The sequence below is a fragment of the Halostella limicola genome (assembly GCF_003675875.1).
In the GTDB taxonomy this organism is placed as follows: Archaea; Halobacteriota; Halobacteria; order Halobacteriales; family Natronoarchaeaceae; genus Halostella; species Halostella limicola.
In genome coordinates this window covers 1-25,871 of record NZ_RCDI01000008.1, presented here as the reverse complement: position 1 = coordinate 25,871, position 25,871 = coordinate 1, and the positions used below count along the sequence as shown (strand labels likewise).

Sequence of the window (25,871 nt, the reverse complement as noted above, 5' to 3'; positions counted from 1 at the left end):
GGCGACCGGTCAGTCCAGCGCCGCTTCCAGCCGGTCGATCAACTCGACGTTGCCGACGTGGACCGGTACGCGCTGGTGGAGCCGATCCGGCTCCACGTCCAGCAGCGACCGCTCGCCGTCGGAGGACCGTCCGCCCGCGGACTCGACGATGTAGCCGATGGGGTTCCCCTCGAACTGGAGGCGGAGCTTCCCCTCGGAGCGGGACTGGAGCGCGGGGTAGGAGAACATCCCGCCGTAGCCGACGACCTGGTTCACGTCGCCGACCAGCGCGCCGCCGTAGCGCAGCTTCAGCTCCTCCGCGATCTCCTCGGCGAACGACTCGAACGCGTCCGTCCACTTGTCGACGCCGCCGCCGAAGCCGTACACGATTGGGTCCTCGGGCAGCGTCAGGTCCCGCTCGATCGGCTGGCGCTCGCCGTCGACGATCTCGTACTCCGTGACGGTCCCCTCGACGGCGGTCACCATCGTCGAGATCGGTCCGTAGAGGACGTACGCCGCGGCGACCATGTCGCGCCCCTTCGCGGGGAGGTCGGCGTCGTACACGCCGACGATGGTCCCCATCAGGTTGTTCGTCTCCAGGTTCGAGGAGCCGTCGAGCGGGTCGAGCGCCACCGAGAGGCCCGTACCGCAGTCCTCGACCTCGTCGCGCTCCTCGCTGACGAACTGGCCGACGCCGTCGATGCCGGTGATAGTGTGGGCGAGCACCTTGTCGGCCCACAGGTCCGCGGCGAGTTGCTCCTCGCCGCTCGCGTTCTCCGACCCGACCGTCTCGCGCCGCCCGCGGAGGCCGTCGCGGATCTCCGGCGCGGTCGCGGCGACCGCGTCGAACACCGCCTCCGCGACGTCCTCGCGCTGGACGGTGCTCATCGGTCCAGGGCGGCGTCGGCGGTGGCTCCCTCGTAGATGACCTGTTCGAGCGCGTCGAGGATCTCCTCGGGGTCGTCGCGCTGCCAGACGTTTCGGCCGACCGCGAGTCCCGAGCCGCCGGCGTCCATGACAGCCTCGACGCTGGAGAGGAACTCGTAGTCCGACACCTTCGAGCCGCCGCTCATGACGACTTTCAGGTCGCCGGCGGCGTCGACGGCCCACTCCATCGCCTCCTTGCTGCCGGGGTATTTCACCTTCGCCACGTCGGCGCCGAGCTCCAGCGCGATGCGGGAGCCGTAGGCGATCACCTCGTCTTTCGTGTCGTTCTTGAGGCCCTGTCCGCGCGGGTACGACCACATGACGACCGGCAGGTCCTCGTCGTGGGCCGCCTCCTGTACGTCACGGAAGTCCTCGTACATCTTGGGCTCGTGATTCGACCCGGAGTAGACGGTGTACCCGACCGCGCTCGCGCCCAGTTCGAGGGCGTTGTCGACCGTCCAGTTCTTCGGCGAGTACGGCTCGCCCATCCAGAGGTTGCTCGTCCCGTTCAGCTTCGCGAGCAGGTTCACCTCGTCGTCGTACGACGGGTAGTACGTCTCCGCGACCCCCTTCTGGACGGCCATCGCCGTCACCGCGTCGTGCGTCGCGATGTCGAACACCGTCTCCGGATCGAGCGACTCCGGCACGGCCTCGAAGTCGGTCGGCCCGTGCTCGAGGCCGTGGTCCATCGCCAGAATGAGTACGTTCCCGTCCCGGGTGATATCTGAATCGGTCAGCGGGATCATCTATTACGAGTTCCCATGAACTCACATATATAGTTAGCGGATAGGACGCAATCCGAAGCGACGCGTCGAGATGGTTTTAGAAAACCTATAGCGACAGTGAAACGCCGAACCGGTGGGGAAGAATACTTACTACTGAGATAGTAAATTCAGTCCGCGATCCGGTCGGCGGCGGCGTCGCGCCACTCGACGACCCGCTCCTCATCGATGAGCAGGACGTCCGCCACGTGGTACGGGTCGGACGTTGCGAGACGTCGGACGGACGTGACGCCGGCGTCCGCGAGGAGTTCGGCGTCGGCCTCGTCGACGCAGTCCAGGTCGGTCACCGGGTCCGGGCGACTGCGGTCGCGCCACGCGGACTCCGCTGCGGCCGCGGTGCCGCTCCCGTCGGCCTCGGCGGTGACCGCGCCGTCATCGTCGGTCGCGGACGGCGACCAGTCGCCGTTCCGTACAGGAGTGCCGTCGGCCTCGTCCGCCGCCTCGCCGTCGGCTTCCGAGCCCTCGCCGCTAGTCGGCGTCCAGTCGCCGTCCCGCACCGGCGAGTCGTCCCCGTCGTCCTGCCAGTCGCTCTGGCTCGCGGCGACCCAGCTCCGCTCGCCGTCGCGGAGCCCCCGGACGGTGTTCGACCGGTTGTCCAGGTCCTTCCCGCCGCCGTCCAGGTTCCAGGAGAGGGAGTGTTCCCGGCGTATCTTCGTCGCCACGCCGGGGTTGACCCCGGCGTCGACGAGCTGTCGGTACGACACCGTCTTCCGTCTGACGTCCGTCGCGGTCACGCCCATCTCTTCGAGCACCGACGCCGTCGCGTCGCCGATGAACTGCAGGTCCGTCAGATCGTCCGTATCGGCCTCGTCGGCCGGGTTTTCGTGCTCAGTCACGTGCCCTCACCGCTCTATCCGTACCTGTCACCCGGCCCTCTTGAAGGTTGTTGCTGACCGCTCGGTCGTTGTACCAATGTCCGACAGCGGTTGACCAGCTGGTACGTTCCGGGAGGGCGCTCGGCCGGTCACCGCTTAAAGCGGCATCCGACCGCGATCGTCGTTCGATCGCCGGCGCGCTGTACTTCCCAGTTTGCGGACTGTTCGGTGCCCCGTCCACCCGATTGATAACTGCGCTTTCATCAACGTGCGTCTCGGCGCCGCGACGCAGCGAGTCGGCAAACTTAGGTTGGGGTCGCAAGAATTGCCTCCCATGGTACGCGAACTCGACTCGATCGAGCGCGTCGGCGTCGTCGGCGCGGGGACGATGGGCAGCGGCATCGCACAGGTCGCCGCGACCGCCGGGTACGACGTCGTGATGCGCGACGTGGAGGAGGACTTCGTCGAACGCGGGTTCGACTCGATCGACGACAGCCTCGGGCGGATCGTGGGGAAGGGAAAGATGGACGAGAGCGAGGCCGACGAGGTCCGCGAACGGGTCACCGGCACCACCGACCTCGACGACCTCGCCGACTGTGACCTCATCGTCGAGGCCGCTATCGAGGACATGGAGATCAAGCAGGACATCTTCGCGGACCTCGACGAGGTCACCGACGAGGACGTCGTGCTGGGGACGAACACGTCGACGCTCTCGATCACGACCATCGCGAGCGCGACGGAGCGGCCCGAGCAGGTCGTCGGCGTCCACTTCATGAACCCGGTGCCGGTGATGGAAGGCGTCGAGGTCGTCACCGGCGAGAAGACGGCGGACGCCGCGGTCGAACTCGCCCACGACTTCGCCGAATCGCTCGGCAAGACGACCTGGGAGTCCGACGACAAGCCCGGGTTCGTCTCCAACCGCATCCTGATGCCGTGGATCAACGAGGGGATCCGCGCGTTCGACGAGGGCGTCGCGACGAAGGAGGACATCGACCGCGGGATGAAACTCGGGACGAACGTCCCGATGGGGCCGCTCGAACTCGCGGACCACATCGGGCTGGACGTCTGTCTCGACGCGACCGAGACGCTCCACGAGGAACTGGGCGACCGGTACAAGCCCGCGTATCTCCTGAAGCGGAAGGTCGACGCGGGCGACCTCGGGAAGAAGTCCGGAAACGGGTTCTACGAGTACGACTAGTCGAGCGGCCGCTCGGCCATCCGGACGCGCAAGTCGCCGATCGCCGACCGGTCGACGCCCTCCTCGAAGCGCCCGATGAGCGCGAACACCTCGCTCCGGGGCACCTTCACGGACCCCTCCGTCACCACGTCCCGCGGTCGGTCGCGGAGTTCGCGGATGGTCGCCACCGCGAGCAGGTAGGGGATGGCCCACGCGGCGAGCGTGTTGCCCTGCGTCTCCGGCAACGCCTCCAGGTACTCCTGCGCGTCGTCGAGGTAGCCCGCGGCGTGGTCGGTAACGCGCTCGACGACGCGGGCCACGTCCCCGGCGCGCTCGGGGTCCGCCACGTCCTCGGCCGTCAGCCCCTCGTCGGCGAGCCACGTCGCCGGCAGGTAGACGTTGTCCTCCTCGCGGTAGTCGGCGGCGACATCTTTCGCCACGTTGACGAGCTGGAGCAGCAGGGCGAACGAGCGGGCGTTCGACTCCAGTCGCTCGGTCCGCTCCGGCCCCGTCTCCTCCGTGAGCAGGTTCGTGATTAGGTTCCCGACCGTCCCTGCGGCGTACCAGCAGTACTCCTCCAGTTCCTCGATCGACTCGATGCGGAGTCCGCCGACGTCGGCGTACCTGTCGACGAACGTCGCCATCCCCGTGACCAGCTCGCTCACCGGCCCCAGAAGCGCGGTCCGGGTGGGCGCCGGGAGGGCGGCGAACGTCCCCGTGACGCGCGGCGTCGCGGCGACGACGTCCCAGTCGTCGTTGGGCTCGTCAGGGATCCAGGGCCCGACCGCGTCGCGGAACTCCTGAACGGTCGTCGCGTCGTCAGGGTCGAGCGCACGGTCGTACCGACGCAGCAGCGCTGCTTTCTCGTCCGCCGGGATGTGGCCGGCGTCCTCGACGGTATCGGCGATCCGGCACAGCAGGTAGCCGACGCAGATCCGCGAGGCCATTGGCTCTTCTAGCGCGTCGATCGTGATCGCGAACGTCCGGGAAACCCCCTGAACGGCGTCGTGACACCATTCGAGGTCCTCGGTCACCGTCCGCGTGCTACGGCCCGAATGCATTCCACTCGATCCTCATAAGGGACCGCCGTAGTAAAAGCACCCGGGGACGGACCCGAGCGGCGCACCCGCGCGGGAATGAGGAAAACTAAAGCAACGACCCTCAAAGATCACGGTATGGATTTCAGCCTGTCAGCGGAACAGAGGCAGATCCGCGACATGGTCGCCGAGTTCGTCGACGAGGAGATCGCGCCGCGGGCCGCCGAGATCGACCACGAGGACGAGTTCCCGGCCGACCTCGTGGACGAGATGGCCGACCTCGGGCTGATGGGGATGCCCTTCCCCGAGGAGTACGGCGGCGCGGGGCTTGACTACCACTCCTACGCGATCGGGCTCGAACAGATCAGCCGCGGGAGCGGCGGCCTCGGCACGATCGTCGCCGCTCACACCAGCCTCGCCGGCAACATGCTGTACGCCTTCGGCGACGAGGACCAGAAAGAGGAGTACCTGACGCCGCTCGCCGCCGGCGAGGACGTCGGCGCGTTCGCACTCTCGGAGCCCGGCGCGGGCAGCGACGTGCCCGCGATGGAGACGACCGCGGAGAAGGAGGGCGACGAGTACGTGCTGAACGGCGGCAAGCTCTGGATCTCGAACGGTTCCGTCGCCGAGACCGTCACCGTGTTCGCCAAGACGGATCCCGAAGCCGGGAACAAGGGCATCTCCTCCTTCATCGTCCGCCCGGAGGAGGACGACGGGTTCGTCGTCGAGGGGACGGAGGAGAAGCTCGGCGACAAGGGCTGTCCCACCGCCGAACTCCGCTTCGACGACCTGCGGATCCCAGAGGACCGCCTGCTCGGCGAGGAGGGCGAGGGGTTCGTCCACGCGCTCAAGACGCTCAACGGCGGCCGCATCACCATCGCGGCCCGCGGCGTCGGCATCGCCCGCGCCGCGCTCGACGAGGCGCTCGACTACGCCCAGCAGCGCGAGCAGTTCGACCAGCCCATCGCGGAGTTCCAGTCGATAAAGCACAAGCTCGCGGACATGGACACCAAGCTCCAGGCCGCGAAGATGCTCATGCACAAGGCGGCGGACAAGAAGATCCGCGGCGAGAACTTCGTCAAGGAGGCCGCGCAGGCGAAGCTGTACGCCAGCGAGATCAGCCGCGAAGTCGCGAACGAGGGCATCCAGATCCACGGCGGCTACGGCTACACGAAGGACTTCCCCGCCGAGCGGTTCTACCGGGACGCGAAGCTCAACGAGATCTACGAAGGCACCAGCGAGGTGCTGCGAAACACCATCGGCGACCAGCTGCTCGACTGAGCTACGCGACCTCGTCACGGATCCACGCCGCGTGGTCCTCGACGGCCCGCTCGCCCGCGTCGGTGAGCGCGTACACGTCGTGAAGTCCCTCCCGTCCCTTTTCCACGTACCCCGCCCTGACGAGCTTCTGCATCGCCCCGTAGAACCGGTCGGGGTCCAGCCGGCCGTCGTAGTGCGCTTCGACGTCGGCCTTCAGCTGCTGGCCGCGCCGCCTCTCCCCGTACAGCAGCACGCACAGGTCTCGTCGCATCCCGCTTTGCAACCACTTGCTCATACGGACGCGACGGAACGCGCAGGAGAAAACGGTTCCCAAAGACCGCGCCCCCGCGTGACCGAAACCGATAGTTTCGATTGGCGGGGGTCCCTAGCGGGGGTATGACCGAGACGGCGACCGCGAACGGCGTCACCGCCCGCTACTACGAGACGGAGACCGAGCGCGTCCTGGAGTTCGAGCGCGACGGGCGGACCGCTGCCGTCGCCCAGAACGTCGAGGGGTACGCCATGCTGAAGGTCCGGCCCGAGGCCGACGGCGACGAACTCGAACGCTACTACGGGTTCGACATGGCGCTCGACCACGCCGCGGAGCTGCTGGGCGTCGGCGTGAACGACCTGCCGATTCCGGAGGGCGCGGGCGACCTCGGGATGTGAGACGAGCTTTTGCGCTGTCGTTCGGAAATCGCGAAGCGATTTCCGTGATCTCGCAGGAGCTTCGCTCCTGCGGACTCGTCGGAAGACCGCAGGTCTTCCGAGATGACGAGACGGCTTCGCCGTCTCGAATCACGCGACGCGAGCGGTCCGCCGATGGCGGACACGCTCGCGAGGCTCGGCAAAAGCTCGACCAAAATCACCGGGAGGCGAGAGCGCCTTCCGAGCCTTCACTCGCTTCGCTCGTGAAGACGTGTCGTCACCCCCTCAGTCGCTTCGCTCCTTCGAGGGTTCCTCGGACCGTCCCGAGAAGTGCGGAGCACTTCTCGTGGGCTGCGAAAATCGCGGAGCGATTTTCGAACGCTCGTTCGCTCCGCTCACTCGCGGGTACACTGCTTGCAGCGCACCTGCCCTTCCCCGAGTCGCACGGCGCTCGGCGCTCGGCCTCGCGCCGCGCTCCCGGCCGTTTTCGTTCGTCACTCGTCGGCCTCTAACGCCGCCCGTGCCGCCGCGACGAACCCTTCCAGATCCCGGTAGCGACGTGGTTCGTCGTGGAGGTCGCGGAACGTCGCGTCCGCGGCCGCGAGTTCGTCCGGGTGCCAGAACCAGGCGTCGGCGGCGTCCGAGGCTGCGGCGGGCGTCCCGGCGACGTCCGCGCGGTCCGCAGCGTACAGGAGCACCAGCGCGTGTGTGTCCTCGACCACCTCTCGGGTGACGGCGTCGAACAGTTCCAGCGCGTCCGGGTCGGCGACCAGTCCCGTCTCCTCGGCCAGTTCCCGCGCGGCCGCCTCGTCGGGGTGCTCACCGACCTCCACCGCGCCGCCCGGGGTCATCCACTCGCTCTCGGCGTCGTACGGCGGGTCCTCGATGCGTGCCTCGTCGGCTATCTCGACGAGCAGGACGCTGTCGCCGTCGAGGACGACGACCCGGGCGTTCGGCGTGGGGTTGCGGAACGCGTACTCCCCGCAGGCGTCGCACCGGAAGACGGTCGGCGGGTCGACGCCGGAGAGCGCCCCGCCGCAGGACGTGCAGTGATCGGGCGCGCCCCTCATCGTGCAGAGCCTGCGGCCAGCGACGGTAAATAGCTACTGACGGGCGAAGCGTCCGCGCGGGCCGTCACGTCACGAACGAGTACGTGAACAGGAACCCGAAGTAAAGCAGGACGAGCGCGCCGATCGCCTTCAGCCTGAACAGCCGTATCTCCTCTCCCTCCTCTCGGTAGGCGTCCTGAAACGCCTCCAGCTCCGCCTCGGTGCACTCCTCGTGGTGGTCGAGGCCGACGTGGAGCGTCCGGTACTCCGGGTCGCTGAACGGGCGGCCGCAGTACGGGCAGTCGTGGGTGGTCTCGCCGGGCGGGACCGCCGTCGTCGCGTCGGCGTCGTCGGCCGGTGCGTCGGGGTGCGTGTCGGTGCTCATAGGTACGGGGGCGTGGCGCTCGGTTCCGCGACTATCCACATGCTGACCATGGTGTAGACGACCATGACGAGGATGAAGGGGTACTGACTCCGGACGGCCTGGAGGCGGCTCGGGAAGACGTCGTAGGCGGTCGCGTGGGCGACCCAGATGGCGACGAGGTGGCCGATCAGGACGAACGCGAGTTCGACGCCGCCGAACCAGCTCGGCAGGACGAACAGCTGCGCGTCCGGCGGCGAGAACGGCGCGGCGAGCGCGCTCGCGAGCGGCAGCGAGAGGCGGACGAAGTACCCGAGGAAGTGCGCGAGGTGGTAGCCGGCGGCGATGGCCAACAGCGGCGGGGCGAACCGCCGGGCGAGCATGCCCGCGGTGAGATACGTGTCCGCGATCCCCCGTGACGCCCGGGAGGCGGCGACGTAGCTGCCGTAGAATAGCCCGAACCCGCCGAGCAGCGCGACGACGTAGACCGCCATCGGCGGGAGTCCGGCCTCGACCAGCCACCGCGCCGCGTCGCCCCAGGCCGGTGTCGTGACGAGGCCGTCGTACGTGGTCACCCACAGGACGGCGACGACGAACGCCACCTCGTCGGCGCCGGTGACGCCGCGAGCCTCCGTCAGGGCCATGCCGGGCAGGCGGAGTTCGAGGCCGTCGTCGGTGCGCGCGACCGGGGCGACGCGGCCGTAGTAGTCGAACACGCGCGAGACGGGGTCGACCGTCGAGAACCACCGCTCCGCGCCGAACAGGACGCCGCCGACGACAGTCACGACGGTATAGGCGGCGACGACGCGCGCGAGCAGTCGCGGCTCGTCTGCAAGCGGGCTCACGACCTCGACCCAGATGAGCGCGACCAGCCCGGCGACGCTCGGCCACGCGCCCAGGCGCTCCGGGTAGTCCAGACCGAGCGACGGCAGGAGTTCGACGACCGTGCGGAACGGGTTCACCGCCGGCCAGGTGTCACCGACGAGGTAGACGGACATCACGTAGCCCGCCCACCAGCCGACCCACACGACGAGCACCGCGAGGTTGCGAAACGGGTCGACCGGGCCGCGGAACCCGAACCACAGGACTGCGGTGAGGCCGACGACGCCGACGACGCTCCCGAGCGCGGAGAGCACCCGAGATCGGGAGACGCCGAGCGTCGAGCCGTACTCGTCGATGCGGCGGATCAGGGCCCGGTCGGTGACGAGGCTGGCGAGCAGGAACGAGGCGCCGACCGCCCCGCCACCGGTCGCGAGGAACAGCCACGTCGGGACGGACAGGTCGCCGGAGGACTCGCGGAGGGCGCCGCCGTGGGCGAGCGCCCGGCCGGAGAACGCGACGAGCGCGACGACGGTCGCCGCCGCGACGCTCCGGTAGCGGCGGCGCGTGGTTGCATCCATGGTGAGAACGGGGACGGGCGACCGTCAGACGGTCGCGCCGGCGTACAGGACGACGACGAGGAACACCCAGACGACGTCGACGAAGTGCCAGTACATCGAGACGGTGCTGACGGAGACGTGGCGCTCGGCGGAGTACTGCCCCGTCAGGCCGCGGGCGAACACGATGCCGAGCATCACGGCGCCCAGAGAGACGTGCAGGCCGTGCAGGCCCGTCAGCCCGTAGAAGGCGTTCCAGTAGATGCTCTCGGTCAGCGTGTGCCCCTCGACGACGATGAACTCGTAGTACTCGTACACCTGTCCGCCGATGAAGATCAGGCCGAGCAGGAGCGTCGCGCCAAGCAGGCCGAGGAACCGCCCGCGGTTGTTCTTCCGCAGGGCGACGTGCGCGTAGTGGATGGTGACGCTGCTCGCGATCAGGATGATCGTGTTAGCGAGGACGAGTCCGGTCAGGCCCGGGAGTTCGCCCGGCGGCCATTCGCCGACGCGAATGAAGAAGTAGTAGACGAACCCGGCGCCGAACGTCGCGATCTCGGAGCCGAGGAAGGCGATCATCCCCCAGCGGAGTTTGCTCTCGCTCTGGTGGTCGGCCCCGCGCTCCCAGAACGTCTTCACGAACGCGTGGTACACCCAGCCGTACAGGCCGAGCAGGAAGACGAAGGTGGTCCCGACGAACGCGGCCGGGCCGGCGCTCGCGGGGACGAGCCCCGAGTCGCCGGCGAGCAGGTACAGCGCCGCGGCGACGTAGAACCCGGCGGCGCCGATGGCGGTGACGAACGGCCACCAGCTGGCCTCGCCGAACCCCTGGGGCCAGTCCTCCACTGCCGGCAAGTGATGCCCGTGATCCTCTGTCGTATCGTCCGCTACGGTCATACCCGGCAGGTTTCGTTTGGACTACCAAAAATCCATCCAACTGCGTCGGAGCCGCCGGGAGCCGCCGCGGCGCTAGCGTCGGAGAAGCGAGAAGAAAGCGCGCTGCGCGTTCAGGCGCGTGCAGCGGCGCTTAGGAGTCCTCGGAGCGCTGCTCTTCCAGCCACTCCTCGAACTCTTCCTGCGTGACGACCTGAACCTCGAACATCATCTGGGAGTGCCCCTCGCCGCAGTACTCCGCGCAGTACCCCTGATAGGTGTTACCGGGGTTCGTCGCCTCGGTCCGGATCACGTTCTGCTGTCCGGGCACGGCGTCCTGTTTCAGCCCGAGGTCCGGCACGTGGAACGCGTGGAGCCAGTCGGCCGTTCCGATCTCGAAGTACACCTTCTCGTTGGCGGGGATCACCAGCTGCCCCTGGTTGGAGTTGACGGTGACGTTCTCGCCCTCGTACTCGAAGGTCCAGAAGTACTTCTGGGCGGTGACGTTGATCTCCGTGTCTTCCGGTTGCGGTTCGGCCTGGTCGGTCGTGACCACGTCCTGCGCCCCCATGACGTTGTACGCGCCGACGCCGACGAACAGCAGGATGACTGCCGTCGCGATCGTCCACGTGATCTCCAGCCGGCGGTTCTCCCGCGTCGGCTTGGGGTCGTCGTTGTCCTTGAACCGGACCACGGTGTAGATGAGGATCCCCTCGACCAGAAGCGTGATCGGCACCGCGACGAACAGGAGTTCCTGGTTGAGGTTGCTGATCAGCCTGTCCGTCGTGGACTCCTGGGCCGCGGCGGGCTGGGCGGCCAGCGCCAGCAACGCCACCCCGAAAAGCGTCACGGCGGCAATCCGCTTTCTCTTCATGACAGCCGGACGTTTAGGAACTCACGGTTAAATAGCTGCTGAAATTCCGGGCGAGGGCGGGGCCGAGACGACCGCCCGCGCCGGAGAAACGGCGGGTCTAAGTGCGCGGAAACGAACACTCACGGAGAGAGGGACCACGACGTGGAATCAGAGAACTACCCCCGTCCCGTTCGGACCGGCGACCGGTTCACCGGCCTCGTCGCCGCGACGGCGATGGGCGTCTACCTGCTCATCATCGTCGGCGCGACGACCGCCATCACCGACGCGGCCGCCGCCTGCTCGACGTGGCCCGCCTGTCACGGCCAGTGGGTCGTTGACGGGAGCGACCCGGACCTGGCCATCGCCTGGGGTCACCGCCTCGCGGCGCTCGTCGTCGGCGTCCTCGTGCTCGCGACGGGCGCCGCGGCCTGGCTGGGCGATCCGCCCCGGCGCGTGCGCGCCGCCGTGACCGCCGCCGTCCTGGCCTACCCGGTGCAGGTCGGCCTCGGTGCTGTCGCCGCTGTCGACGGACCGACGCCGCTCCTGTCCGGCGTCCACCTGCTGCTCGGCACCGCCCTGTTCGGGAGCCTCGTCGTCGCCGTCGCGTGGCTGCTCGAAGCCCAGACCGCGACCCCGGAGGACCGGACGCCGGTCGACGTCGCCGAGACCGTCGACGACGAACCGGTCCCGGAACCGCGGCGGCCGTCGCTCCCCGACGACCCCGTCGCACGCGCAAAGGCGTACGGGAGCGCGTACCTGCGCCTGATGAAACCACGGCTGATGTGGCTGCTCTGTCTCGTCGCCGCCGCCGGGATGGCGCTGGCCGCCGGCCCGGCGCTCACCGTCGAGACCGTCGTCTGGACGCTCCTCGGAGGCGTCCTCTCCATCGGCGCGAGCGGGACGTTCAACCACGTCCTCGAACGCGACATCGACCGGAAGATGAACCGCACCGCCGACCGGCCGCTGGCGACCGACGTCGTCTCCGTCCGGAACGCGCTCTCGTTCGGCGGGCTGCTCACGCTCGCCTCGCTGGCGGCGTTCCTGCAGGTGAACCTGCTCGCGGCCGCGCTCGGCCTCGCAGCGATCATGTTCTACAGCGTCGTCTACACGCTGGTGCTGAAGCCGAACACGGTCCAGAACACGGTGATCGGCGGCGCGGCCGGCGCGCTGCCGGCGGTCATCGGCTGGGCCGCGGTGACCGGCTCCGTCGGCGTCCCGGGCCTCGCGCTCGCGGGCGTCATCTTCCTGTGGACGCCGGCGCACTTCTACAACCTCGCGCTGGCGTACAAGGAGGACTACGCCCGCGGCGGCTTCCCGATGATGCCGGTCGTCCGCGGGGAGGCGGAGACGCGCAAGCAGATCGTCTACTACCTCGCCGCGACGCTCGTCGGCGCGACGGGGCTGTCGGCCGTGAGCGACCTCGGCCTGCTGTACGCGCTGACGAGCGTCGCCCTCGGCGCCGTCTTCCTCTGGGCGGTGATCCGCCTCCACCGCGAGCGGACCGAGGCCGCGGCCATGCGCTCGTTCCACGCGTCGAACGCCTACCTCGGCCTGCTCCTGCTCGCCGTCGTCGTCGACTCGCTGGCCCTATGAGCACGCGAACGCTCCGCCCGGCGCTGCCCGACGGGAGAACGCTGCTCTACGGTGCGCTGGTGCTGAACACGGAGTTCCTCGCGATCCTGTTCTACCCGGAGATCCAGCGGCTCACGCTCGACGGATGGCTCAACGTCGCGTACGCCCTGATCTGGATCAACGTCGGCGCGTGGGCGATCCTGCGCACTGACCCGCCGCCCGCGTCGCCTCGCCAGCGGCGGATCGCGCTGGGCGTCGCCGCGGGCTACTTCGTCCTGCTGGCCGCCGTCGGCGGCCTGGTGTCCGTCGGCGACCTGTTCAGCCCGGTCGATCTCCCGGCGACCGGCCCGCGGATCGCCTGGCTGATCCCCGGGTGGGGCCCCGCGGTGACGTACGTCGGCGACCTCGTCACCGTCGCGCTCCTGCCGTACCGGGTGGTCGGCTACCTCGCGCTCGCGTACCTCGTGTACGCGACGGTGCTGGACGCGGCGGGCGCGGCCGTCTCCGGCGTCCTCGGCCTGCTCTCCTGCGTGAGCTGCACCTGGCCGGTGCTGGCGTCGCTGGCGACGGGCCTGCTCGGCGGCTCCTCCGCGCTCGCGCTCGCGGTGACGACGTGGTCCCACGAACTGTCGACCGTGGTGTTCGTCGCCACGGTCGCGTTATTGCACTGGCGTCCGTTCGGCCGGTAGGATGTACTCACGGGAACACGCGCTCCTCGGCGCAGTCGTCTCCGCCATCGGCGTCGCCGCCCTCCGGGGGACGTTCTCGCTTCCCGCGCTCGCCGCGCTGTTCGCCTACGGCGTGTTGCTCTCGGTGTTCATCGACCTCGACCACTTCGTCGTCGCGCGCCGACACGCGGGCGACTGGTCGCACCTGCGGGCCTGCGTCCGCGACCCGGTGTTCGCGTTCACCGAGCAGGACGAGGTGTTCGCTGGCGTCCCCGAGGGGCAGATCCGGACCGAGCGACTGCTGAGCCACGCCCTGATCGGGGGCGCGCTGACCGCGGGGCTTGCGGCGGCGTCGGTGCCGGTCGGGCTGTTCACCGCCGTCGTGCTCTACGTCCACGTCGTCGCCGACCTGCTCCGCGACGCCGGGCTGGCGTGAGGCCGGGCGTTCGGGGTTCTCTCCTCGCTGCAGACCGGGGAAAGAATTAAGTGAGATCGTAAAGCATCCTTTACTGTAAAGCGTCCTTTCCGGAAACCACGCTTTACATCACCCATGACGTCCACGGAATCCCCGACGACGGATCGGCTCTCCAGCCGCCGCCGCTACCGGCGGCTGATGTTCGGTAGTATCGCCGCCGCGGTCGTTTCCGCGCTCGCGCTCAGAAACCTCGGCTACCCGCTCCTCAGCGAGGGGGTGTACTGGGTCGGCATCCTCGCCTTCCTCGCGGTCTGGTGGGGCTCCCCGGTCTCGCTGTTCGACGAACGGGACCGGGCGCTCGAACGGCGAGCGAGCCAGCTCACCCTCACCGTGGCCGCGGTCGTCCTGGTCCTCGGCGCGTCGGCCGCGAGGCTCCTCACGGAAGCAACGTCGTACGCCGTCCCGACGGTCGTCTGGGGCGCGCTCTACGGGTACGTCGGGCTGTTCGCCGCCTTCGCCGTCGCGTACCTCTGGGTGCGATACCGACCATGAACAACGACCTCCGCGACCGGCGGGACCGCGCCGACATGAGCCAGGCCGACCTCGCGGCGGCCGTCGGCGTCTCCCGCCAGACCATCAACGCCATCGAGCGCGACCGGTACGACCCGTCGCTCGAACTGGCGTTCGAACTCGCCGACTACTTCGACTGCCGCGTCGAGGACCTCTTCGACCCGGATCTCGACGGCAATGGCGCCGACGACCGCGCCGAGTGACGCGGCGAGCGTCGGCCGTGCTCCCGCCGCCTCGCATCCGGCGATCGAACCGCTTACTTCCGGTCCGGAACAGCCTCCGGGTATGGACGCGCTCGTCGCTGACGACGTGGAGAAACGGTACGGCGAGACCGCCGCGCTGCGCGGCGTCTCGCTGTCGGTGGCCGAGGGGGAGGTGTTCGCGCTCGTCGGGCCGAACGGCGCGGGGAAGACGACGCTCGTCCGCGCGCTCACCGGCACGACCCGACCGGACGCGGGTGAGGCGTCGGTGTTCGGCGAGTCGCCCGCGGCGGTCGACGAGTCCCGGCTCGGCGTGCTCCCGCAGTCGTTCTCGCCGCCCGCCCGCCTGACCGCGCGGGAGCTCGTCGACTACTACGCCGGCCTCTACGACGACGCCCGCGCCACCGACGACGTGCTCGAAACCGTCGGGATGGTCGACGACGCCGACGCGTGGTACGAGAACCTCTCCGGCGGCCAGCAGCGCCGGACCTGCCTCGGCGTCGCGCTGGTCAACGACCCCGACGCGCTGTTCCTCGACGAGCCGACGACCGGCATCGACCCCGCGGGCCGGCGCACCGTCCAGGAGCAGATCGGCGACCTGGCCGCCGGCGGCGCGACGGTGTTTCTCACGACCCACGACATGACCGAGGCGGAGCGCGTCGCCGACCGCGTGGGCTTTCTCGCGGACGGCGAACTCGTCGCCGTCGGGACCCCCACCGACCTCGTCCGGGAGCACGGCGGCGAGCGCCGCCTCGTGATCGCGACGGACGCGGGCGCCGACGCGCTCTCCGGCATCGATTTCCGGACGGAGTCCCGCGACGGCGAACTCGTCGTCCGCGGCGTCGAGCCGGCCGACATCGGCGGCGTCGTGCGCGCGCTGGACGAGGCCGGCGTCGGCTACAGCGAACTCACGTGGACCCAGCCCGACCTGGAGGACGTGTACCTCGAACTCACCGGCGACCGGTACGCGCGCCGGCCCGGAGCCGCGCCCGCGGAGGCGGCGAGCGGAACGAGAGCGGAGGCGGCGACCGACCGCGAAGCGGCGGCGGAGACCGGAGGTGAGCGCTGATGGGGGCGCTCGCGCGGGTCGGCGCCGAGGCGGGAGCCGCGTGGCGCTCGTTCGTCCGCCGGCGCACCGCCGTGTTCTTCACCTTCTTCTTCCCCGTTATCCTCATCGTCATCTTCGGCGCGCTCGTGCGGACCGACCCGACCGGCGCCGGCCTGTTCACCGAGCCGGCGGGCTACTACGTGCCGGGCTACCTCGCCGTCGTCGTGCTGTTCACGCCGCTTTCCAGGGTCGGGAGCACCGTCGCGCGCCACCGCGAGGGCAACCGCTTCGAGAAGCTCGCCACGACGCCGCTGACCCGCGCGGAGTGGCTCGCCGCGCACACGCTGGTCAACGCGGTCATCATCGGCATCGCGAGCGCGCTGCTTCTGGGCGTCATCGCGCTCATCACCGACGCCGAGTTCGCCCTCTCGCCGTGGCTCGTCCCGCTGGTCGCGCTCGGCGTGGCGCTGTTTTGCGGCATCGGCGCGATGCTCGGCCGCGCCGCCGACTCGCAGGACGGCGTCGTCGCCGCGAGCAACACCATCGCGCTCCCGATGCTGTTTCTCGCCGAGACGTTCGTCACCCCCGACCTCCTGCCGTCGTACGCGCTGCCGCTGATCGACCTCCTACCGCTGACGTACTTCTCGCGCGGCGTCCGCGCGGCGACGTTCTCGGGCGCCTCGCCCGCGACCGACACGGCCATACTCGCGGCGCTCGCGCTGGTCAGCTTCGTCGTCGGCGCGTACGCGATCCCGCGGACGGACTGAAAAAGGGCTACGCCAGCACGTCCTCGTGCAGGCGCACGACGCGTCGCTCCTCGTCGAACTCCACGACCCCGGCGTCGGTCATCCGCGGAACGTGGTTGTGATACAGCGCTATCTCGACACGCTGGGCGTACTCCTTCGAGAACGCCGTCTCGTCGTCTGCCTCCATCCGAGCGACCTCCATCGCGAGGTCCGCGAGGGCGAGCGTTCCGCCGCACCTTCGCAGCGCCGCCAGCGCGTGGCGCCGCTGGGGATCGCTGAGAACTTCGTACAGCACGGTCTCGTCGGCGACTCCCGCCGCGACTTCACTTGCCTCGGAGATCAACTCCGTTGTGGCTTCGGTTGACATGGTTTTCTCCGTCGCGCGATTCGGCGGCGACCGTCCGCGTACCACCCTTCCGTCGGATCCCCGCGCTTACCGGACTGCAGCGACCACACAGTAATAACAGTGACTGTTTCGCCGACCGCGTTCGTTAATGGTTGATGAGAGGTTCACCCCGGAACGGACGCGTGAAGCACGATCACCTCCCGTTTTCACGACGCGTCGATCCGCGGACGCGGAGAGAACGAGGCCGGGCAAACGTCCATCAGGAATTACCGTTAGAGTCAAACTGTCGGGCGTGGAAGCCACGCCCATGAGCGTCGACCAGACGCAGCGGTCCATCCGATGTCTCGTCGCCAAAGTCGGTCTCGACGGTCACGACCGCGGCGCGCACGTCATCGCGCGGGCGTTCCGCGACGCCGGCTTCGAAGTGATCTACTCCGGGCTCCACAAGGCGCCCGAGGACATCGTGCAGGCGGCGGTTCAGGAGGACGTCGACGTCCTCGGCATCTCCATCCTCTCGGGGGCGCACAACACGCTCGTCCCCAAGGTGATCGAGGGGCTGAAGGAGTACGACGCGTTCGAGGACACCCTGATCCTCGTCGGCGGCGTCATCCCGGACGAGGACAAGGCGGATCTCAAGGAGATGGGCGTCGCGGAGGTGTTCGGTCCCGGCACGAAGATGGAAGAGACTATCCAGTTCGTCCGCGAAAACGTCCCCGAACGATGAGCGCCGACGTACGCGGACTCGTCGACGACCTGCTGGACGGGCACCAGCGGGCGCTGGCGCGCACCATCACGAAGATCGAGAACCGCGAGCCCGGCTACCGGGACCTCGTCTCCGCGCTGTACGAACACACCGGGAACGCCGAGGTGATCGGCGTCACCGGCAGTCCCGGCGCCGGGAAGTCGACGCTCGTCGACAAGCTGACCGAGACGTATCGGGACCGCGGCCACACCGTCGGCGTCATCGCCGTCGACCCGTCCTCGCCGTACACCGGCGGCGCGGTGCTCGGCGACCGCATCCGCATGGCGTCGAACGTCGGCGACATGGACGTGTTCTTCCGGTCGATGAGCGCCCGCGGCAACCTCGGCGGCATCTCCACGGCGACCGCGGACGCCGTCAAGGCGCTCGACGCGTTCGGCAAGGACAAGATCATCGTCGAGACGGTCGGGGCCGGACAGAACGAGATCGACATCGTCCGGACCGCCGACACCGTCGCCGTCCTCGTCCCGCCCGGCTCCGGCGACGAGGTCCAGACGCTGAAGGCCGGCATCCTGGAGATCGGCGACGTGTTCGTCGTGAACAAGGCCGACCTGCCCGGGTCGGACCGCACGGTGCAGGAGCTGAAGGAGATGATCCAGCTAGCTGGCGACACGGGGTCGCCGGCGAGCGGGGGCGGCCACCACGGCCCCGACCAGCACGCGCTCGGCGACGCGGAGGCCGGAGCCGACGACGATGAGGACGACGAGGCCGGTTGGACGCCGAGCGTCGTCGAGACGGTCGCCACGGACGCGACGGGCGTCGACGACCTGATCGACGCGCTCGCCGCTCACCGCGAGTACATGTCCGAGAGCGGTCGTCTGGACGAGAAGGCGCGCACGCGCACCGCCGAGGAGATCCGGCTGCTCCTGCGGGAGGACGCAAGCGGCCTGCTCGAACGCGAACTCGACCGCCGCGGCGGCATCGACGCGCTGGTCGAGTCCGTCCGCGCCGGCGAGACGGACCCGTACGCCATCGCCGACGACGTCGTCGCTCCCATCGAGGACTGTCTCGACGAGCGCCGGTGAGCGTCCGCTTAAGTTTCTGGCAGTAGTATGACAGCGTATGAAGCTCCGACGACTCGCCGCGGCTGCCGCGGGCGGTCTTGGCGCGACGGCTCTCGCGAACGCAGCGCTCGCCCGGCGGGCCGACCCGCTCGATCCGCCGCTTCCGGGTGACCAGGGCACCTACCGCTGGCGGGGTATCGACGTGGCCTACACGGAGGCGGGAGACCCCGAGGACCCCGACGTGGCGCTTTTCCACGGCGTCAACCTCGCCGGGTCGAGCAGGGAGTTCGACGCCGTCTTCGACCGCCTCGCCGAGAACCACCACGTCCTCGCGCCCGACCTGCCAGGGTTCGGCCGGTCCGACCGCCCGCCGCTGCTTTACTCGGCGTCGCTGTACGAGTCGTTCGTCGCCGACTTCCTCGCGGACCTGACCGCGGACGCGACGGTCGTCGCCTCGTCGCTGACCGGGGCGTACGCCGTCCGCGCCGCCGGTCGGACAGACGTCTCCCGGCTCGTGCTCGTCTGCCCCAGCGCGGACTCGATGGGCGACCGCGACGCGGGTCGGCGCTTGCTCTTCCGGCTGCCGCTCGTCGGCACCGCCGCGTTCAACCTCCTCGCGAGCAAGCCCTCGATACGGTACTTCGGCGCCGACCACGGCTACTACGACGCGTCGAACGTCCCCGAGGAGGAGATCGAGTACCAGTGGCAGAGCGCCCACCAGCCGGGGGCGCGCTACGCGCCGGCGTCGTTCCTCAGCGGCTTCCTCGGTCCCGAGATGGACCTCGAAGCCGAACTCGCCGCCCTCGACGTCCCCGTGACGCTCGTCTGGGGGCGGGAGGCGGAGGTCAACCCGCTCTCGGCGGGACGCGACCTCGCAGAGGCCGCGGACGCCCGGCTCGTCGTGGTCGACTACGCGCGCCTGCTGCCCCACGCCGAGCACCCCGACCAGTTCCTCGACGCCGTCCGGGCGGCGCTACCGCGGATCGAACGCGAGTAGACGCCGCCCCGTCGTCGCCGACTGCGCGGTCGTCAGCTCGACCGGCATCCCGCGCTCCAGTTCCTCCGGTTCGGCGTCCCGCAACTGCCCGGTGATCCGGACCGGACCGAACGACGCGATGGCCGTGACGTACGGCGTGTCCTCGCTGAACGCCGGCGTGGCGACGTGCGTGACGGTGTAGGTCTGTAGTTCGCCGGCATCGGGCAGCGGCGTCTCCGACAGGGCCGAACTCCCGCAGTCGGGACAGACCTGCCGCGGCGGCACCGACCCGTGGCCGTTCTCGCACTGCAGGTAGTAGCCCTCGCCCGCCGCGACGGCGTCGACGAAGTCGTCGAACCCCTCGTCGCGCGCGCCAGTGGGGTCGGCGCTCATGCTCCGACCTCCTCGACGACGTGAACAAGACAGCTCGCCACCGTGCCGCCCGCGTTGTGCGCGAGGCCGACGGAGCCGCCTGCCACGGCATCGCTGTTGACGTGATCGCCCCGGAGGAGTTTCGTTATCTCGGCCACCTGCGCGGTGCCCGTCGCGCCGACGGGGTGGCCCTTCGCCTTCAGGCCGCCCGAGAGGTTGACGGGGAGGTCGCCGTCCGCGGTCGTCTCGCCGCGCCGCGCCGCGCCGATGCCCTCGCCGACCTCGTAGAAGCCGAGCGACTCCAGCGCGAGCACCTCGGCGATGGTGAAGCAGTCGTGGACCTCGACGAAGTCCACGTCGTCGGCCGTGATCCCCGCGTCGTCGTACGCCTCCTCGGCGGCGCGGTCGGTCGCCGGCGTTCGGGCGAGGTACTCGCGGTCCTGCAGGGCCATGTCGTCGCCGCCCTGCCCCGACCCGGTGATCGCGACGGGGGCGTCCACGCCGTTCGCCTCGGCGTAGTCCTCGCTGACGAGCACCAGCGCGCTCGCGCCGTCGCTGATCGGACAGGAGTCGTACAGTCCCAGCGGCTCCGACACCGGCGGCGCCTCCAGCACGTCCTCGACGTCGATCGGGTCCTGGTAGTGCGCGAGTTCGTTGCCGACGGCGTGGTCGTGGTTCTTCACCGCGACGTGCGCCAGGTCCTCCCGGTCGCCGCCGTACTCGTCGAAGTAGGCCTGCGCCATCAGCGCGTACGCGCCGGGGAACGTCACGCCCTGCCGGACCTCCCACAGCTCGTCGGCCGCGATGGCGAGCGCCTCCGTCGCGCCCGCCGTCCCGAGGTTCGTCATTCGCTCCGCGCCGCCGACGAGGACCACGTCCTCCTCGCCGTTCCGGATATCGCGTACCGCCGACCGGAGCGCCGCGCTGGAGGACGCGCAGGCGCTCTCGTATCGGGTTGCCGGCGCCCTCACCCCGGCCGCTTCGGCCATCAGCGGTCCCTGATGTCCCTGTCGTTCCGCGAGTTCGCCCATGAAGTTCCCGTATCGGAGCGACTCCACGTCGGACCGGGAAACGTCCGCGTCCGCGAACGCCTCGTCGCTCGCGGCCCCGAACAGGTCTCTCCCCGTTCGCTCGGGAACGGTCCCGAACTCGGTGACGCCGACGCCGGCCACTCGTACTTCTGTCATGGAAATTCATAGACGACGGAGCGGGTAAAGGCTGCCGCCCGCGACCCGTTCCGTGGGGTTTCTAAAGGGCCGCGCCTTACTGCCGCCATGGACGAACAGCCCGGTCTCAGCGACCAGTATCGGATGTCGAGCCCGTGGCCGATGCTCGTCGCGTTCGGCATCGCCATCGCCGAAGTGGGTATCTTCTGGCCGCTCGCGCCCGTCGCCGTCGGCGGCCTGCTCCTGCTCGTCGGGAGCCTCGTCGGAATCATCCGCGAAACGGGGTACGTCGAGAGCCCCTGGCCGCTGCTCGCGGGGTTCGGCGTCGCGCTCGTGCTCATCGGCGCGGCCCTCTTCTCGTACAGCGGCGGCGCGTTCGCGCTCAACAGCGTCGCGGAGAGCACGCGTTCGGCCGGGAGCATCGGACTGCGCGGCGTCTCGATCGCCATCGCCGGCGGGCTCGCCGTGGTCGGCGCCGTGGTCGGCAAGTACTGGACCACCGCGAACGCCGATCCCCGGTATTAGATCGATAATCTATTTGCGCTCGGACTCGAACGTCCGGCAACATGTCACGCAACGTCTTCGACCGGGAGACGATCCTCGACCTGACCGTGAACGTGATCCCCCTCGGCATCCTCGTGTTCTTCCTCGGCGCGTTCACGCTTTTCAACCCCTTCGGCTGGGACAGCACCTACTCGCTGCTCCAGCTCGGCATCGTCGTCACGATGATGGTGAGCCTGTCCTTCCTGACGTACTACTCGGGCAAGCTCATCGCGACCGACGAGCTGGAGCGCGAAGGCGACGAGCACGGCGAGTGACTCCCGACGACGGCCGGTCGTAGCACTCCTTTCCTCCCTTCGTTCCTCTTCGTAGCGCTGCGTTTCGGCTCGCGTTCGCGTCTATCGTTTTACGACGGTACCCCAGTCAGTCCGAGGCTCTCCGATTCTGAATCGCCACAGGCGGTCCGAAGCGACGTCCGACTCCGCCGCTCGCGGCGACCGAACGTGTACGGGAAGACACTCGTAACGGTTGGAGACTAATCGCCCGCCAAAGGTGGAACCGACCCTTTCTTAATCCTCGAAGCCTCACGGTCGCTTATGGCAATGGAAGGGCAGATAGCGCTGACGGTGCTGATGGGCGCCTTGCTTCTCGGGGTCGCCGTGTGGCTCACGCGCCTCGAGGACTGGCGCTCGTACACGCCGCTCGCGGGCGGCGGAGCCGTCGGCGACGAAACTGGACACGCACACCACGAGAAACCAGGGGGGATCATCCGCTGGTTCACGACCGTCGACCACAAGGACATCGGCATTCTCTACGGCACCTACGCCGTCATCGCGTTCGCTTGGGGTGGCCTCGCCGCGTTCCTGATGCGAGCCGAGCTCGTGACGGCGGACATCGCCGTCCTCCCGGGCACGCAGACGTACAACGCCCTGCTGACGAGTCACGGCATCACGATGCTGTTCCTGTTCGGGACGCCGATCCTCGCGGCGTTCGCGAACTACTTCGTCCCGCTGTTCATCGACGCGGACGACATGGCGTTCCCGCGGATCAACGCCATCGCGTTCTGGCTGCTGCCGCCCGGCGCGCTGCTCATCTGGGCGGGCTTTTTCCTCGCGCCCTTCGCCGACGCCATCACGGGCGGCTCCGCGATGAGCTGGACGATGTACCCGCCGCTGTCGGCCGAGCAGACGAACCCCGCGAACGACCTGATGCTGCTCGGTCTGCACCTCACCGGCGTCTCGGCGACGATGGGCGCGATCAACTTCATCGCGACCATCTTCACCGAGCGCGGCGAGGACGTCGGCTGGAGCAACCTCGACATCTTCTCGTGGACGATCCTCACCCAGTCGGGGCTCATCCTCTTCGCGTTCCCGCTGCTGGGTAGCGCGATCATCATGCTGCTGCTGGACCGGAACTTCGGGACGACCTTCTTCGCCGCGGAGGGCGGGGGCACCATCCTCTGGCAGCACCTGTTCTGGTTCTTCGGCCACCCCGAGGTGTACATCCTCGTCCTCCCGCCGATGGGGATCATCAGCTACGTCCTGCCGCGCTTCGCGGGCCGGAAGCTGTTCGGGTTCAAGTTCGTCGTCTACTCGACGCTGGCCATCGGCGTGCTGAGCTTCGGCGTCTGGGCCCACCACATGTTCACGACGGGCATCGACCCGCGGCTCCGCGCCAGCTTCATGGCCGTCTCGCTGGCCATCGCCATCCCGAGCGCCGTGAAGACGTTCAATTGGATCACGACGATGTGGAACGGCAACCTCAGGCTCACCACGCCGATGCTGTTCTGCATCGGGTTCGTCTCGAACTTCATCATCGGCGGCGTCACCGGCGTGTTCCTCGCCGCCATCCCCGTCGACCTCGTGCTCCACGACACCTACTACGTCGTCGGGCACTTCCACTACATCGTCATGGGCGCCATCGCGTTCGCCGGCTTCGCCGGCCTCTACTACTGGTACCCGATGTACGCCGGCCGCTGGTACCAGCGGACGCTCGCGAAGTGGCACTTCTGGCTCTCGATGATCGGCACGAACGTCACGTTCTTCGCCATGATCCTGCTCGGCTACGCCGGCTTCACCCGGCGCTACGCCACCTACAGCGGGCTCTCGGTCGGTCCGGTCGAGGTCATCACCCTGCTACACCAGGCCGCCACCGCCGGCGCGGTCCTGCTGCTGGTCGGACAGGTCATCTGGCTCTGGAACATGGCCAGTTCCTACTACGACGGGCCGAAAGTCGAGACCGGCGACCCGTGGAACCTCGAAGAGGACGGTATGAAGGGTCGCGAGTGGGACTGGTTCGAACGGAAGCTGGAGACCTCCATCGCCACCGACGGCGGCGAGGAGGAGGAAGCGCTGACTGACGGCGGCGAGGTCCGCTCCGACGCCGACGAGAACTAGTTCTCCCCGCGTAGTTTCTCTCCGCGCGATTCGCTCCTTTCACACACGGGTGACGTTATCCTCTCCGGGCGCGTAGGCGACGCATGCCGACCGTCCGAACGAACGACATCGACACGTACTACGAGCGACGCGGCACCGGTCCGCCGGTCGTGTTCGCCCACGGCGCTGTCCTCGATCACTCACAGTGGCGGCCGCAGGTGGACGCTCTGAGCGACGACTACACCGCGATCGCCTACGACGTTCGCGGGCACGGCCGGACCGGCGGCTCCGCCAGGGAGGCCTACTCGGTCGACCTGTTCGCTGACGACCTCGCCGCGCTCGTCGACGCCCTCGACCTCGACCGGTTCGTCCTCTGCGGGCTCTCGACCGGCGGGTGCATCGCGCAGGCGTACGCGGCCCGCCACTCCGACCGGCTCGCCGGCCTCGTCCTCGCCGACACCTTCGCGCCGGAACTGCTCGACCGGCGGGAGTGGTTGCAGCGGGTAGTCATGCTGCGAGCCGCGATCCCGCCGGTGCGACTCGTCGGGTACGAGCGGGTCGAGAAAGCCATGGTGTGGCTTCAGGAGCGTATCTCGGGGCGGGGCGTCAGCGGCGATTACGGAGAGATCGAGCGGCTCCGGGCCGAGGGTCCGAAGATGGAGACCGACGAGTTCGCCAAGGTGATCCGCGCGGTCGCCGCCTTTCACGAGACGGAGGTCGACCTGTCCGCCGTCGCGGTGCCGACGCTGGTCCTCCGCGGCGAGCACGAAGCGCCGTTTCTCCGCCGACACGCGGAGAAATTGCGCGACGAGATCCCCGATGCCGTCCTCCGAACGGTGCCGGACGCGGGGCACGCCTCCAACCTCGACAACCCCGAGTTCTTCACCCGGACAGTGCGAACGTTCCTCGCTGACCATTTTCCCCGGGCGTCGGAGGGCGGCGACGAGAACGACGAACGGGACCGCTGACGCAACCCGAGAGGTCAGCTGACGGAGGGGACCGTAGATACATCACGACCAACGTTGAACCTCCGCGGGCACCATGGGAGACACAGTCAAGGTCATCGAACTGGTCGGTAACTCGACCGAGTCGTGGGAGGACGCGGCGCAGAGCGCACTGGACGACGCGGACGAGACGCTCGAGGAGATAAGCGGCATCGAGATCACCTCGCAGACGGCCGAGGTAGAGGACGGACAGATCCAGAGTTACAGGACGACCGTCGACGTCTCGTTCGTCCTGCAGCGCTGACGGCGCCGCGGGCCGTCGGGCACCGCCGCTTTTTTCGCCGAGGCACCGCCAGCGCGCTCGACCGGTTCGAGCGCGGGTCAGCCGAGGACCAGGATGATCCCCATCGCGAACATCAGTACGGCGATCACGCCGAGCACGATCCCGAGGAGTTCCTTCTCGCTCATGGGCGCGTTTCGGACGGAGAGCGCAAAAGCCTAACCGTTCCCCGCCCTAGCGCCGGCCATGGAAACGTCCGTGCGCGGTCGCATCGGCGGTCGTCGGATGGTGCTCGGTCTCTACGCCGCCATCGTCGGACTGGCCGCCCTGTTCGGCGCGATGGTCGGCCTCGTCTTACCGGTGAAAGAGGGCGTTCCGGACAACGCCGGGTTCGGCCCGTTCGTCTTCGAGATCACACCACTGAACTTCGCCGTCTACGGCGCCGTCATGGTCGGCCTCTCGCTCGGAGTCATCCTGCTTCTCATGGCGTTGGTCTCGGACCGCTATCCGGACGCTTGACCGGACGGAGGGTGGACCGCGGTTCCGCGGTCGTCGCGGCCGGTCAGTCGCTCTGGACCTTGTTCTGGATGTCGCTGACGACGTCGGGGTTGCGGAGGGTGGAGGTGTCGCCGAGTTCGTCCTCGTTGGCGATGTCCTCCAGCAGCCGGCGCATGATCTTGCCCGAGCGGGTCTTGGGGAGTTCGGGCGTGAAGATCACCTGTTCGGGACGAGCGATCGGGCCGATGGCGTCCTCGACGCCCTCGATGATCCGGTCGCGGAGTTCCTCGGTCTCG

The 25,871-nt window shown here is 68.9% G+C and carries 33 protein-coding genes; 19 read left to right on the top strand and 14 right to left on the bottom strand.

Features of this window, described 5'->3' with window-relative positions:
* Positions 1-9: 9 nt before the first annotated feature.
* The 3 genes from D8670_RS19995 to D8670_RS19985 all read right to left on the bottom strand — a co-directional run bounded on the left by D8670_RS19995 (position 10) and on the right by D8670_RS19985 (position 2,524).
* Positions 10-867, bottom strand: a complete 858-nt coding sequence (locus D8670_RS19995; protein ID WP_121819886.1) for a class 1 fructose-bisphosphatase — start codon at positions 865-867, stop codon at positions 10-12.
* Positions 864-1,652 carry a class I fructose-bisphosphate aldolase gene (locus D8670_RS19990; protein ID WP_121819885.1) on the bottom strand — a complete coding sequence of 263 codons (789 nt, stop codon included), beginning with the start codon at positions 1,650-1,652 and terminating at the stop codon, positions 864-866. The genes D8670_RS19995 and D8670_RS19990 overlap by 4 nt, the downstream gene beginning before the upstream one ends.
* A gap of 146 nt (positions 1,653-1,798) precedes the next feature.
* Positions 1,799-2,524, bottom strand: coding sequence for a DUF7409 domain-containing protein (locus D8670_RS19985; protein ID WP_121819884.1), 726 nt, complete (start codon positions 2,522-2,524; stop codon positions 1,799-1,801).
* Between the two features lie 313 nt (positions 2,525-2,837).
* Here D8670_RS19985 and D8670_RS19980 point away from each other — a divergent pair, with 313 nt between their 5' ends.
* Positions 2,838-3,701 carry a 3-hydroxyacyl-CoA dehydrogenase family protein gene (locus tag D8670_RS19980; protein ID WP_121819883.1) on the top strand — a complete coding sequence of 288 codons (864 nt, stop codon included), beginning with the start codon at positions 2,838-2,840 and terminating at the stop codon, positions 3,699-3,701.
* Here D8670_RS19980 and D8670_RS19975 read toward each other — a convergent pair.
* The gene (locus D8670_RS19975; RefSeq protein ID WP_121819882.1) at positions 3,698-4,741 is read right to left on the bottom strand and encodes a phytoene/squalene synthase family protein; all 1,044 of its coding nucleotides are present in this window, start codon (positions 4,739-4,741) and stop codon (positions 3,698-3,700) included. The genes D8670_RS19980 and D8670_RS19975 overlap by 4 nt on opposite strands.
* 114 nt (positions 4,742-4,855) lie before the next feature.
* Here D8670_RS19975 and D8670_RS19970 point away from each other — a divergent pair, with 114 nt between their 5' ends.
* Complete coding sequence (locus D8670_RS19970; protein WP_121819881.1) at positions 4,856-5,998, top strand: acyl-CoA dehydrogenase; 1,143 nt, start codon at positions 4,856-4,858, stop codon at positions 5,996-5,998.
* Position 5,999: 1 nt separating this feature from the next.
* On the opposite strand, the gene D8670_RS19965 is transcribed toward D8670_RS19970, so the two are convergent.
* On the bottom strand, positions 6,000-6,272 hold the full coding sequence (locus D8670_RS19965) for a PadR family transcriptional regulator (RefSeq protein ID WP_121819880.1): 273 nt from the start codon (positions 6,270-6,272) through the stop codon (positions 6,000-6,002).
* 101 nt (positions 6,273-6,373) lie between these two features.
* On the opposite strand from D8670_RS19965, the gene D8670_RS19960 reads away from it, so the two are divergent.
* A complete protein-coding gene (locus D8670_RS19960) occupies positions 6,374-6,646 on the top strand; it encodes a DUF7111 family protein (protein ID WP_121819879.1) in 273 nt (90 codons plus the stop codon).
* A gap of 473 nt (positions 6,647-7,119) precedes the next feature.
* On the opposite strand, the gene D8670_RS19955 is transcribed toward D8670_RS19960, so the two are convergent.
* The 5 genes from D8670_RS19955 to coxB form a co-directional block, all read right to left on the bottom strand.
* Entirely contained in the window at positions 7,120-7,695 is a 576-nt protein-coding gene (locus D8670_RS19955; RefSeq protein WP_121819878.1) for an NUDIX domain-containing protein, read from the bottom strand.
* Between the two features lie 64 nt (positions 7,696-7,759).
* Complete coding sequence (locus tag D8670_RS19950; protein WP_121819877.1) at positions 7,760-8,059, bottom strand: DUF7410 domain-containing protein; 300 nt, start codon at positions 8,057-8,059, stop codon at positions 7,760-7,762.
* Positions 8,056-9,435, bottom strand: coding sequence for a hypothetical protein (locus tag D8670_RS19945; protein WP_121819876.1), 1,380 nt, complete (start codon positions 9,433-9,435; stop codon positions 8,056-8,058). Before D8670_RS19945 ends, D8670_RS19950 begins: the two co-directional genes overlap by 4 nt.
* Positions 9,436-9,459: 24 nt before the next feature.
* A complete protein-coding gene (locus tag D8670_RS19940) occupies positions 9,460-10,305 on the bottom strand; it encodes a cytochrome c oxidase subunit 3 (protein ID WP_121819875.1) in 846 nt (281 codons plus the stop codon).
* A 130-nt stretch (positions 10,306-10,435) separates the two neighbouring features.
* Positions 10,436-11,155 carry a cytochrome c oxidase subunit II gene (gene coxB / locus D8670_RS19935; protein WP_121819874.1) on the bottom strand — a complete coding sequence of 240 codons (720 nt, stop codon included), beginning with the start codon at positions 11,153-11,155 and terminating at the stop codon, positions 10,436-10,438.
* Positions 11,156-11,296: 141 nt separating this feature from the next.
* On the opposite strand from coxB, the gene D8670_RS19930 reads away from it, so the two are divergent.
* The 7 genes from D8670_RS19930 (at position 11,297) to D8670_RS19900 (ending at position 16,374) form a co-directional block, all read left to right on the top strand.
* Positions 11,297-12,727 carry a heme o synthase gene (locus D8670_RS19930; RefSeq protein WP_375137288.1) on the top strand — a complete coding sequence of 477 codons (1,431 nt, stop codon included), beginning with the start codon at positions 11,297-11,299 and terminating at the stop codon, positions 12,725-12,727.
* Positions 12,724-13,395 carry a DUF7546 family protein gene (locus D8670_RS19925; RefSeq protein ID WP_121819873.1) on the top strand — a complete coding sequence of 224 codons (672 nt, stop codon included), beginning with the start codon at positions 12,724-12,726 and terminating at the stop codon, positions 13,393-13,395. Before D8670_RS19930 ends, D8670_RS19925 begins: the two co-directional genes overlap by 4 nt.
* Position 13,396: 1 nt before the next feature.
* Positions 13,397-13,810, top strand: coding sequence for a hypothetical protein (locus tag D8670_RS19920; protein ID WP_121819872.1), 414 nt, complete (start codon positions 13,397-13,399; stop codon positions 13,808-13,810).
* A gap of 114 nt (positions 13,811-13,924) precedes the next feature.
* On the top strand, positions 13,925-14,341 hold the full coding sequence (locus tag D8670_RS19915; RefSeq protein ID WP_121819871.1) for a DUF2178 domain-containing protein: 417 nt from the start codon (positions 13,925-13,927) through the stop codon (positions 14,339-14,341).
* Positions 14,338-14,562 carry a helix-turn-helix transcriptional regulator gene (locus D8670_RS19910; RefSeq protein WP_121819870.1) on the top strand — a complete coding sequence of 75 codons (225 nt, stop codon included), beginning with the start codon at positions 14,338-14,340 and terminating at the stop codon, positions 14,560-14,562. The genes D8670_RS19915 and D8670_RS19910 overlap by 4 nt, the downstream gene beginning before the upstream one ends.
* 82 nt (positions 14,563-14,644) lie before the next feature.
* Positions 14,645-15,628 carry an ABC transporter ATP-binding protein gene (locus D8670_RS19905; RefSeq protein ID WP_121819869.1) on the top strand — a complete coding sequence of 328 codons (984 nt, stop codon included), beginning with the start codon at positions 14,645-14,647 and terminating at the stop codon, positions 15,626-15,628.
* Positions 15,628-16,374: an ABC transporter permease gene (locus D8670_RS19900; RefSeq protein WP_121819868.1), complete on the top strand. Its 747-nt coding sequence runs from the start codon at positions 15,628-15,630 to the stop codon at positions 16,372-16,374. The genes D8670_RS19905 and D8670_RS19900 overlap by 1 nt, the downstream gene beginning before the upstream one ends.
* 7 nt (positions 16,375-16,381) lie before the next feature.
* Here D8670_RS19900 and D8670_RS19895 read toward each other — a convergent pair whose 3' ends face one another.
* Positions 16,382-16,720: a DUF7344 domain-containing protein gene (locus tag D8670_RS19895; protein ID WP_162994387.1), complete on the bottom strand. Its 339-nt coding sequence runs from the start codon at positions 16,718-16,720 to the stop codon at positions 16,382-16,384.
* Between the two features lie 286 nt (positions 16,721-17,006).
* Here D8670_RS19895 and D8670_RS19890 point away from each other — a divergent pair, with 286 nt between their 5' ends.
* From D8670_RS19890 to D8670_RS19880, 3 genes are read left to right on the top strand one after another with little or no spacing between them, the layout of a single operon-like run.
* Positions 17,007-17,423, top strand: coding sequence for a cobalamin B12-binding domain-containing protein (locus D8670_RS19890; RefSeq protein ID WP_121819866.1), 417 nt, complete (start codon positions 17,007-17,009; stop codon positions 17,421-17,423).
* Positions 17,420-18,484, top strand: a complete 1,065-nt coding sequence (gene meaB, locus D8670_RS19885; RefSeq protein WP_121819865.1) for a methylmalonyl Co-A mutase-associated GTPase MeaB — start codon at positions 17,420-17,422, stop codon at positions 18,482-18,484. The genes D8670_RS19890 and meaB overlap by 4 nt, the downstream gene beginning before the upstream one ends.
* 37 nt (positions 18,485-18,521) lie before the next feature.
* A complete protein-coding gene (locus D8670_RS19880) occupies positions 18,522-19,460 on the top strand; it encodes an alpha/beta fold hydrolase (protein ID WP_121819864.1) in 939 nt (312 codons plus the stop codon).
* Here the strand turns inward: D8670_RS19880 and D8670_RS19875 are convergent.
* Both D8670_RS19875 and D8670_RS19870 read right to left on the bottom strand, forming a co-directional pair.
* Complete coding sequence (locus tag D8670_RS19875; protein WP_121819863.1) at positions 19,437-19,832, bottom strand: Zn-ribbon domain-containing OB-fold protein; 396 nt, start codon at positions 19,830-19,832, stop codon at positions 19,437-19,439. The two genes, D8670_RS19880 and D8670_RS19875, sit on opposite strands and share 24 nt — an antisense overlap.
* Positions 19,829-20,998, bottom strand: coding sequence for a thiolase domain-containing protein (locus tag D8670_RS19870; protein ID WP_121819862.1), 1,170 nt, complete (start codon positions 20,996-20,998; stop codon positions 19,829-19,831). Before D8670_RS19870 ends, D8670_RS19875 begins: the two co-directional genes overlap by 4 nt.
* Before the next feature lie 87 nt (positions 20,999-21,085).
* Here D8670_RS19870 and D8670_RS19865 point away from each other — a divergent pair, with 87 nt between their 5' ends.
* The 6 genes from D8670_RS19865 to D8670_RS19840 all read left to right on the top strand — a co-directional run bounded on the left by D8670_RS19865 (position 21,086) and on the right by D8670_RS19840 (position 25,596).
* Complete coding sequence (locus tag D8670_RS19865) at positions 21,086-21,502, top strand: DUF7541 family protein (RefSeq protein ID WP_121819861.1); 417 nt, start codon at positions 21,086-21,088, stop codon at positions 21,500-21,502.
* A gap of 41 nt (positions 21,503-21,543) precedes the next feature.
* Positions 21,544-21,795 (top strand): DUF6684 family protein, encoded by a 252-nt coding sequence (locus D8670_RS19860; protein ID WP_121819860.1) that lies wholly within the window; start codon positions 21,544-21,546, stop codon positions 21,793-21,795.
* Positions 21,796-22,074: 279 nt separating this feature from the next.
* Entirely contained in the window at positions 22,075-23,874 is a 1,800-nt protein-coding gene (locus D8670_RS19855; RefSeq protein ID WP_121819859.1) for a cbb3-type cytochrome c oxidase subunit I, read from the top strand.
* An 83-nt stretch (positions 23,875-23,957) separates the two neighbouring features.
* The gene (locus tag D8670_RS19850) at positions 23,958-24,821 is read left to right on the top strand and encodes an alpha/beta fold hydrolase (RefSeq protein WP_121819858.1); all 864 of its coding nucleotides are present in this window, start codon (positions 23,958-23,960) and stop codon (positions 24,819-24,821) included.
* A gap of 73 nt (positions 24,822-24,894) precedes the next feature.
* On the top strand, positions 24,895-25,101 hold the full coding sequence (locus D8670_RS19845) for a dodecin family protein (RefSeq protein ID WP_121819857.1): 207 nt from the start codon (positions 24,895-24,897) through the stop codon (positions 25,099-25,101).
* Between the two features lie 222 nt (positions 25,102-25,323).
* Positions 25,324-25,596: a DUF7520 family protein gene (locus D8670_RS19840; protein WP_121819856.1), complete on the top strand. Its 273-nt coding sequence runs from the start codon at positions 25,324-25,326 to the stop codon at positions 25,594-25,596.
* 43 nt (positions 25,597-25,639) lie between these two features.
* Here the strand turns inward: D8670_RS19840 and D8670_RS19835 are convergent.
* Positions 25,640-25,871 (bottom strand): AMP-binding enzyme (locus D8670_RS19835; protein WP_449272254.1); only part of this gene is annotated, 232 nt, incomplete at its 5' end.

What these genes read in the sequence shown, in the direction of transcription:
- D8670_RS19945 (WP_121819876.1), bottom strand. Translation starts at nt 9,435, where the DNA reads ATGGATGCAACCACGCGCCGCCGCTACCGGAGCGTCGCGGCGGCGACC.
- D8670_RS19875 (WP_121819863.1), bottom strand. Translation starts at nt 19,832, where the DNA reads ATGAGCGCCGACCCCACTGGCGCGCGCGACGAGGGGTTCGACGACTTC.
- D8670_RS19865 (WP_121819861.1), top strand. Translation starts at nt 21,086, where the DNA reads ATGGACGAACAGCCCGGTCTCAGCGACCAGTATCGGATGTCGAGCCCG.
- D8670_RS19890 (WP_121819866.1), top strand. Translation starts at nt 17,007, where the DNA reads ATGAGCGTCGACCAGACGCAGCGGTCCATCCGATGTCTCGTCGCCAAA.
- D8670_RS19940 (WP_121819875.1), bottom strand. Translation starts at nt 10,305, where the DNA reads ATGACCGTAGCGGACGATACGACAGAGGATCACGGGCATCACTTGCCG.
- D8670_RS19920 (WP_121819872.1), top strand. Translation starts at nt 13,397, where the DNA reads ATGTACTCACGGGAACACGCGCTCCTCGGCGCAGTCGTCTCCGCCATC.
- D8670_RS19915 (WP_121819871.1), top strand. Translation starts at nt 13,925, where the DNA reads ATGACGTCCACGGAATCCCCGACGACGGATCGGCTCTCCAGCCGCCGC.
- D8670_RS19905 (WP_121819869.1), top strand. Translation starts at nt 14,645, where the DNA reads ATGGACGCGCTCGTCGCTGACGACGTGGAGAAACGGTACGGCGAGACC.
- D8670_RS19950 (WP_121819877.1), bottom strand. Translation starts at nt 8,059, where the DNA reads ATGAGCACCGACACGCACCCCGACGCACCGGCCGACGACGCCGACGCG.
- D8670_RS19970 (WP_121819881.1), top strand. Translation starts at nt 4,856, where the DNA reads ATGGATTTCAGCCTGTCAGCGGAACAGAGGCAGATCCGCGACATGGTC.
- D8670_RS19965 (WP_121819880.1), bottom strand. Translation starts at nt 6,272, where the DNA reads ATGAGCAAGTGGTTGCAAAGCGGGATGCGACGAGACCTGTGCGTGCTG.
- D8670_RS19855 (WP_121819859.1), top strand. Translation starts at nt 22,075, where the DNA reads ATGGCAATGGAAGGGCAGATAGCGCTGACGGTGCTGATGGGCGCCTTG.
- D8670_RS19960 (WP_121819879.1), top strand. Translation starts at nt 6,374, where the DNA reads ATGACCGAGACGGCGACCGCGAACGGCGTCACCGCCCGCTACTACGAG.
- D8670_RS19995 (WP_121819886.1), bottom strand. Translation starts at nt 867, where the DNA reads ATGAGCACCGTCCAGCGCGAGGACGTCGCGGAGGCGGTGTTCGACGCG.
- D8670_RS19860 (WP_121819860.1), top strand. Translation starts at nt 21,544, where the DNA reads ATGTCACGCAACGTCTTCGACCGGGAGACGATCCTCGACCTGACCGTG.
- coxB (WP_121819874.1), bottom strand. Translation starts at nt 11,155, where the DNA reads ATGAAGAGAAAGCGGATTGCCGCCGTGACGCTTTTCGGGGTGGCGTTG.
- D8670_RS19910 (WP_121819870.1), top strand. Translation starts at nt 14,338, where the DNA reads ATGAACAACGACCTCCGCGACCGGCGGGACCGCGCCGACATGAGCCAG.
- D8670_RS19870 (WP_121819862.1), bottom strand. Translation starts at nt 20,998, where the DNA reads ATGACAGAAGTACGAGTGGCCGGCGTCGGCGTCACCGAGTTCGGGACC.
- D8670_RS19880 (WP_121819864.1), top strand. Translation starts at nt 18,522, where the DNA reads ATGAAGCTCCGACGACTCGCCGCGGCTGCCGCGGGCGGTCTTGGCGCG.
- meaB (WP_121819865.1), top strand. Translation starts at nt 17,420, where the DNA reads ATGAGCGCCGACGTACGCGGACTCGTCGACGACCTGCTGGACGGGCAC.
- D8670_RS19850 (WP_121819858.1), top strand. Translation starts at nt 23,958, where the DNA reads ATGCCGACCGTCCGAACGAACGACATCGACACGTACTACGAGCGACGC.
- D8670_RS19845 (WP_121819857.1), top strand. Translation starts at nt 24,895, where the DNA reads ATGGGAGACACAGTCAAGGTCATCGAACTGGTCGGTAACTCGACCGAG.
- D8670_RS19975 (WP_121819882.1), bottom strand. Translation starts at nt 4,741, where the DNA reads ATGCATTCGGGCCGTAGCACGCGGACGGTGACCGAGGACCTCGAATGG.
- D8670_RS19990 (WP_121819885.1), bottom strand. Translation starts at nt 1,652, where the DNA reads ATGATCCCGCTGACCGATTCAGATATCACCCGGGACGGGAACGTACTC.
- D8670_RS19980 (WP_121819883.1), top strand. Translation starts at nt 2,838, where the DNA reads ATGGTACGCGAACTCGACTCGATCGAGCGCGTCGGCGTCGTCGGCGCG.
- D8670_RS19955 (WP_121819878.1), bottom strand. Translation starts at nt 7,695, where the DNA reads ATGAGGGGCGCGCCCGATCACTGCACGTCCTGCGGCGGGGCGCTCTCC.
- D8670_RS19895 (WP_162994387.1), bottom strand. Translation starts at nt 16,720, where the DNA reads ATGTCAACCGAAGCCACAACGGAGTTGATCTCCGAGGCAAGTGAAGTC.
- D8670_RS19925 (WP_121819873.1), top strand. Translation starts at nt 12,724, where the DNA reads ATGAGCACGCGAACGCTCCGCCCGGCGCTGCCCGACGGGAGAACGCTG.
- D8670_RS19840 (WP_121819856.1), top strand. Translation starts at nt 25,324, where the DNA reads ATGGAAACGTCCGTGCGCGGTCGCATCGGCGGTCGTCGGATGGTGCTC.
- D8670_RS19900 (WP_121819868.1), top strand. Translation starts at nt 15,628, where the DNA reads ATGGGGGCGCTCGCGCGGGTCGGCGCCGAGGCGGGAGCCGCGTGGCGC.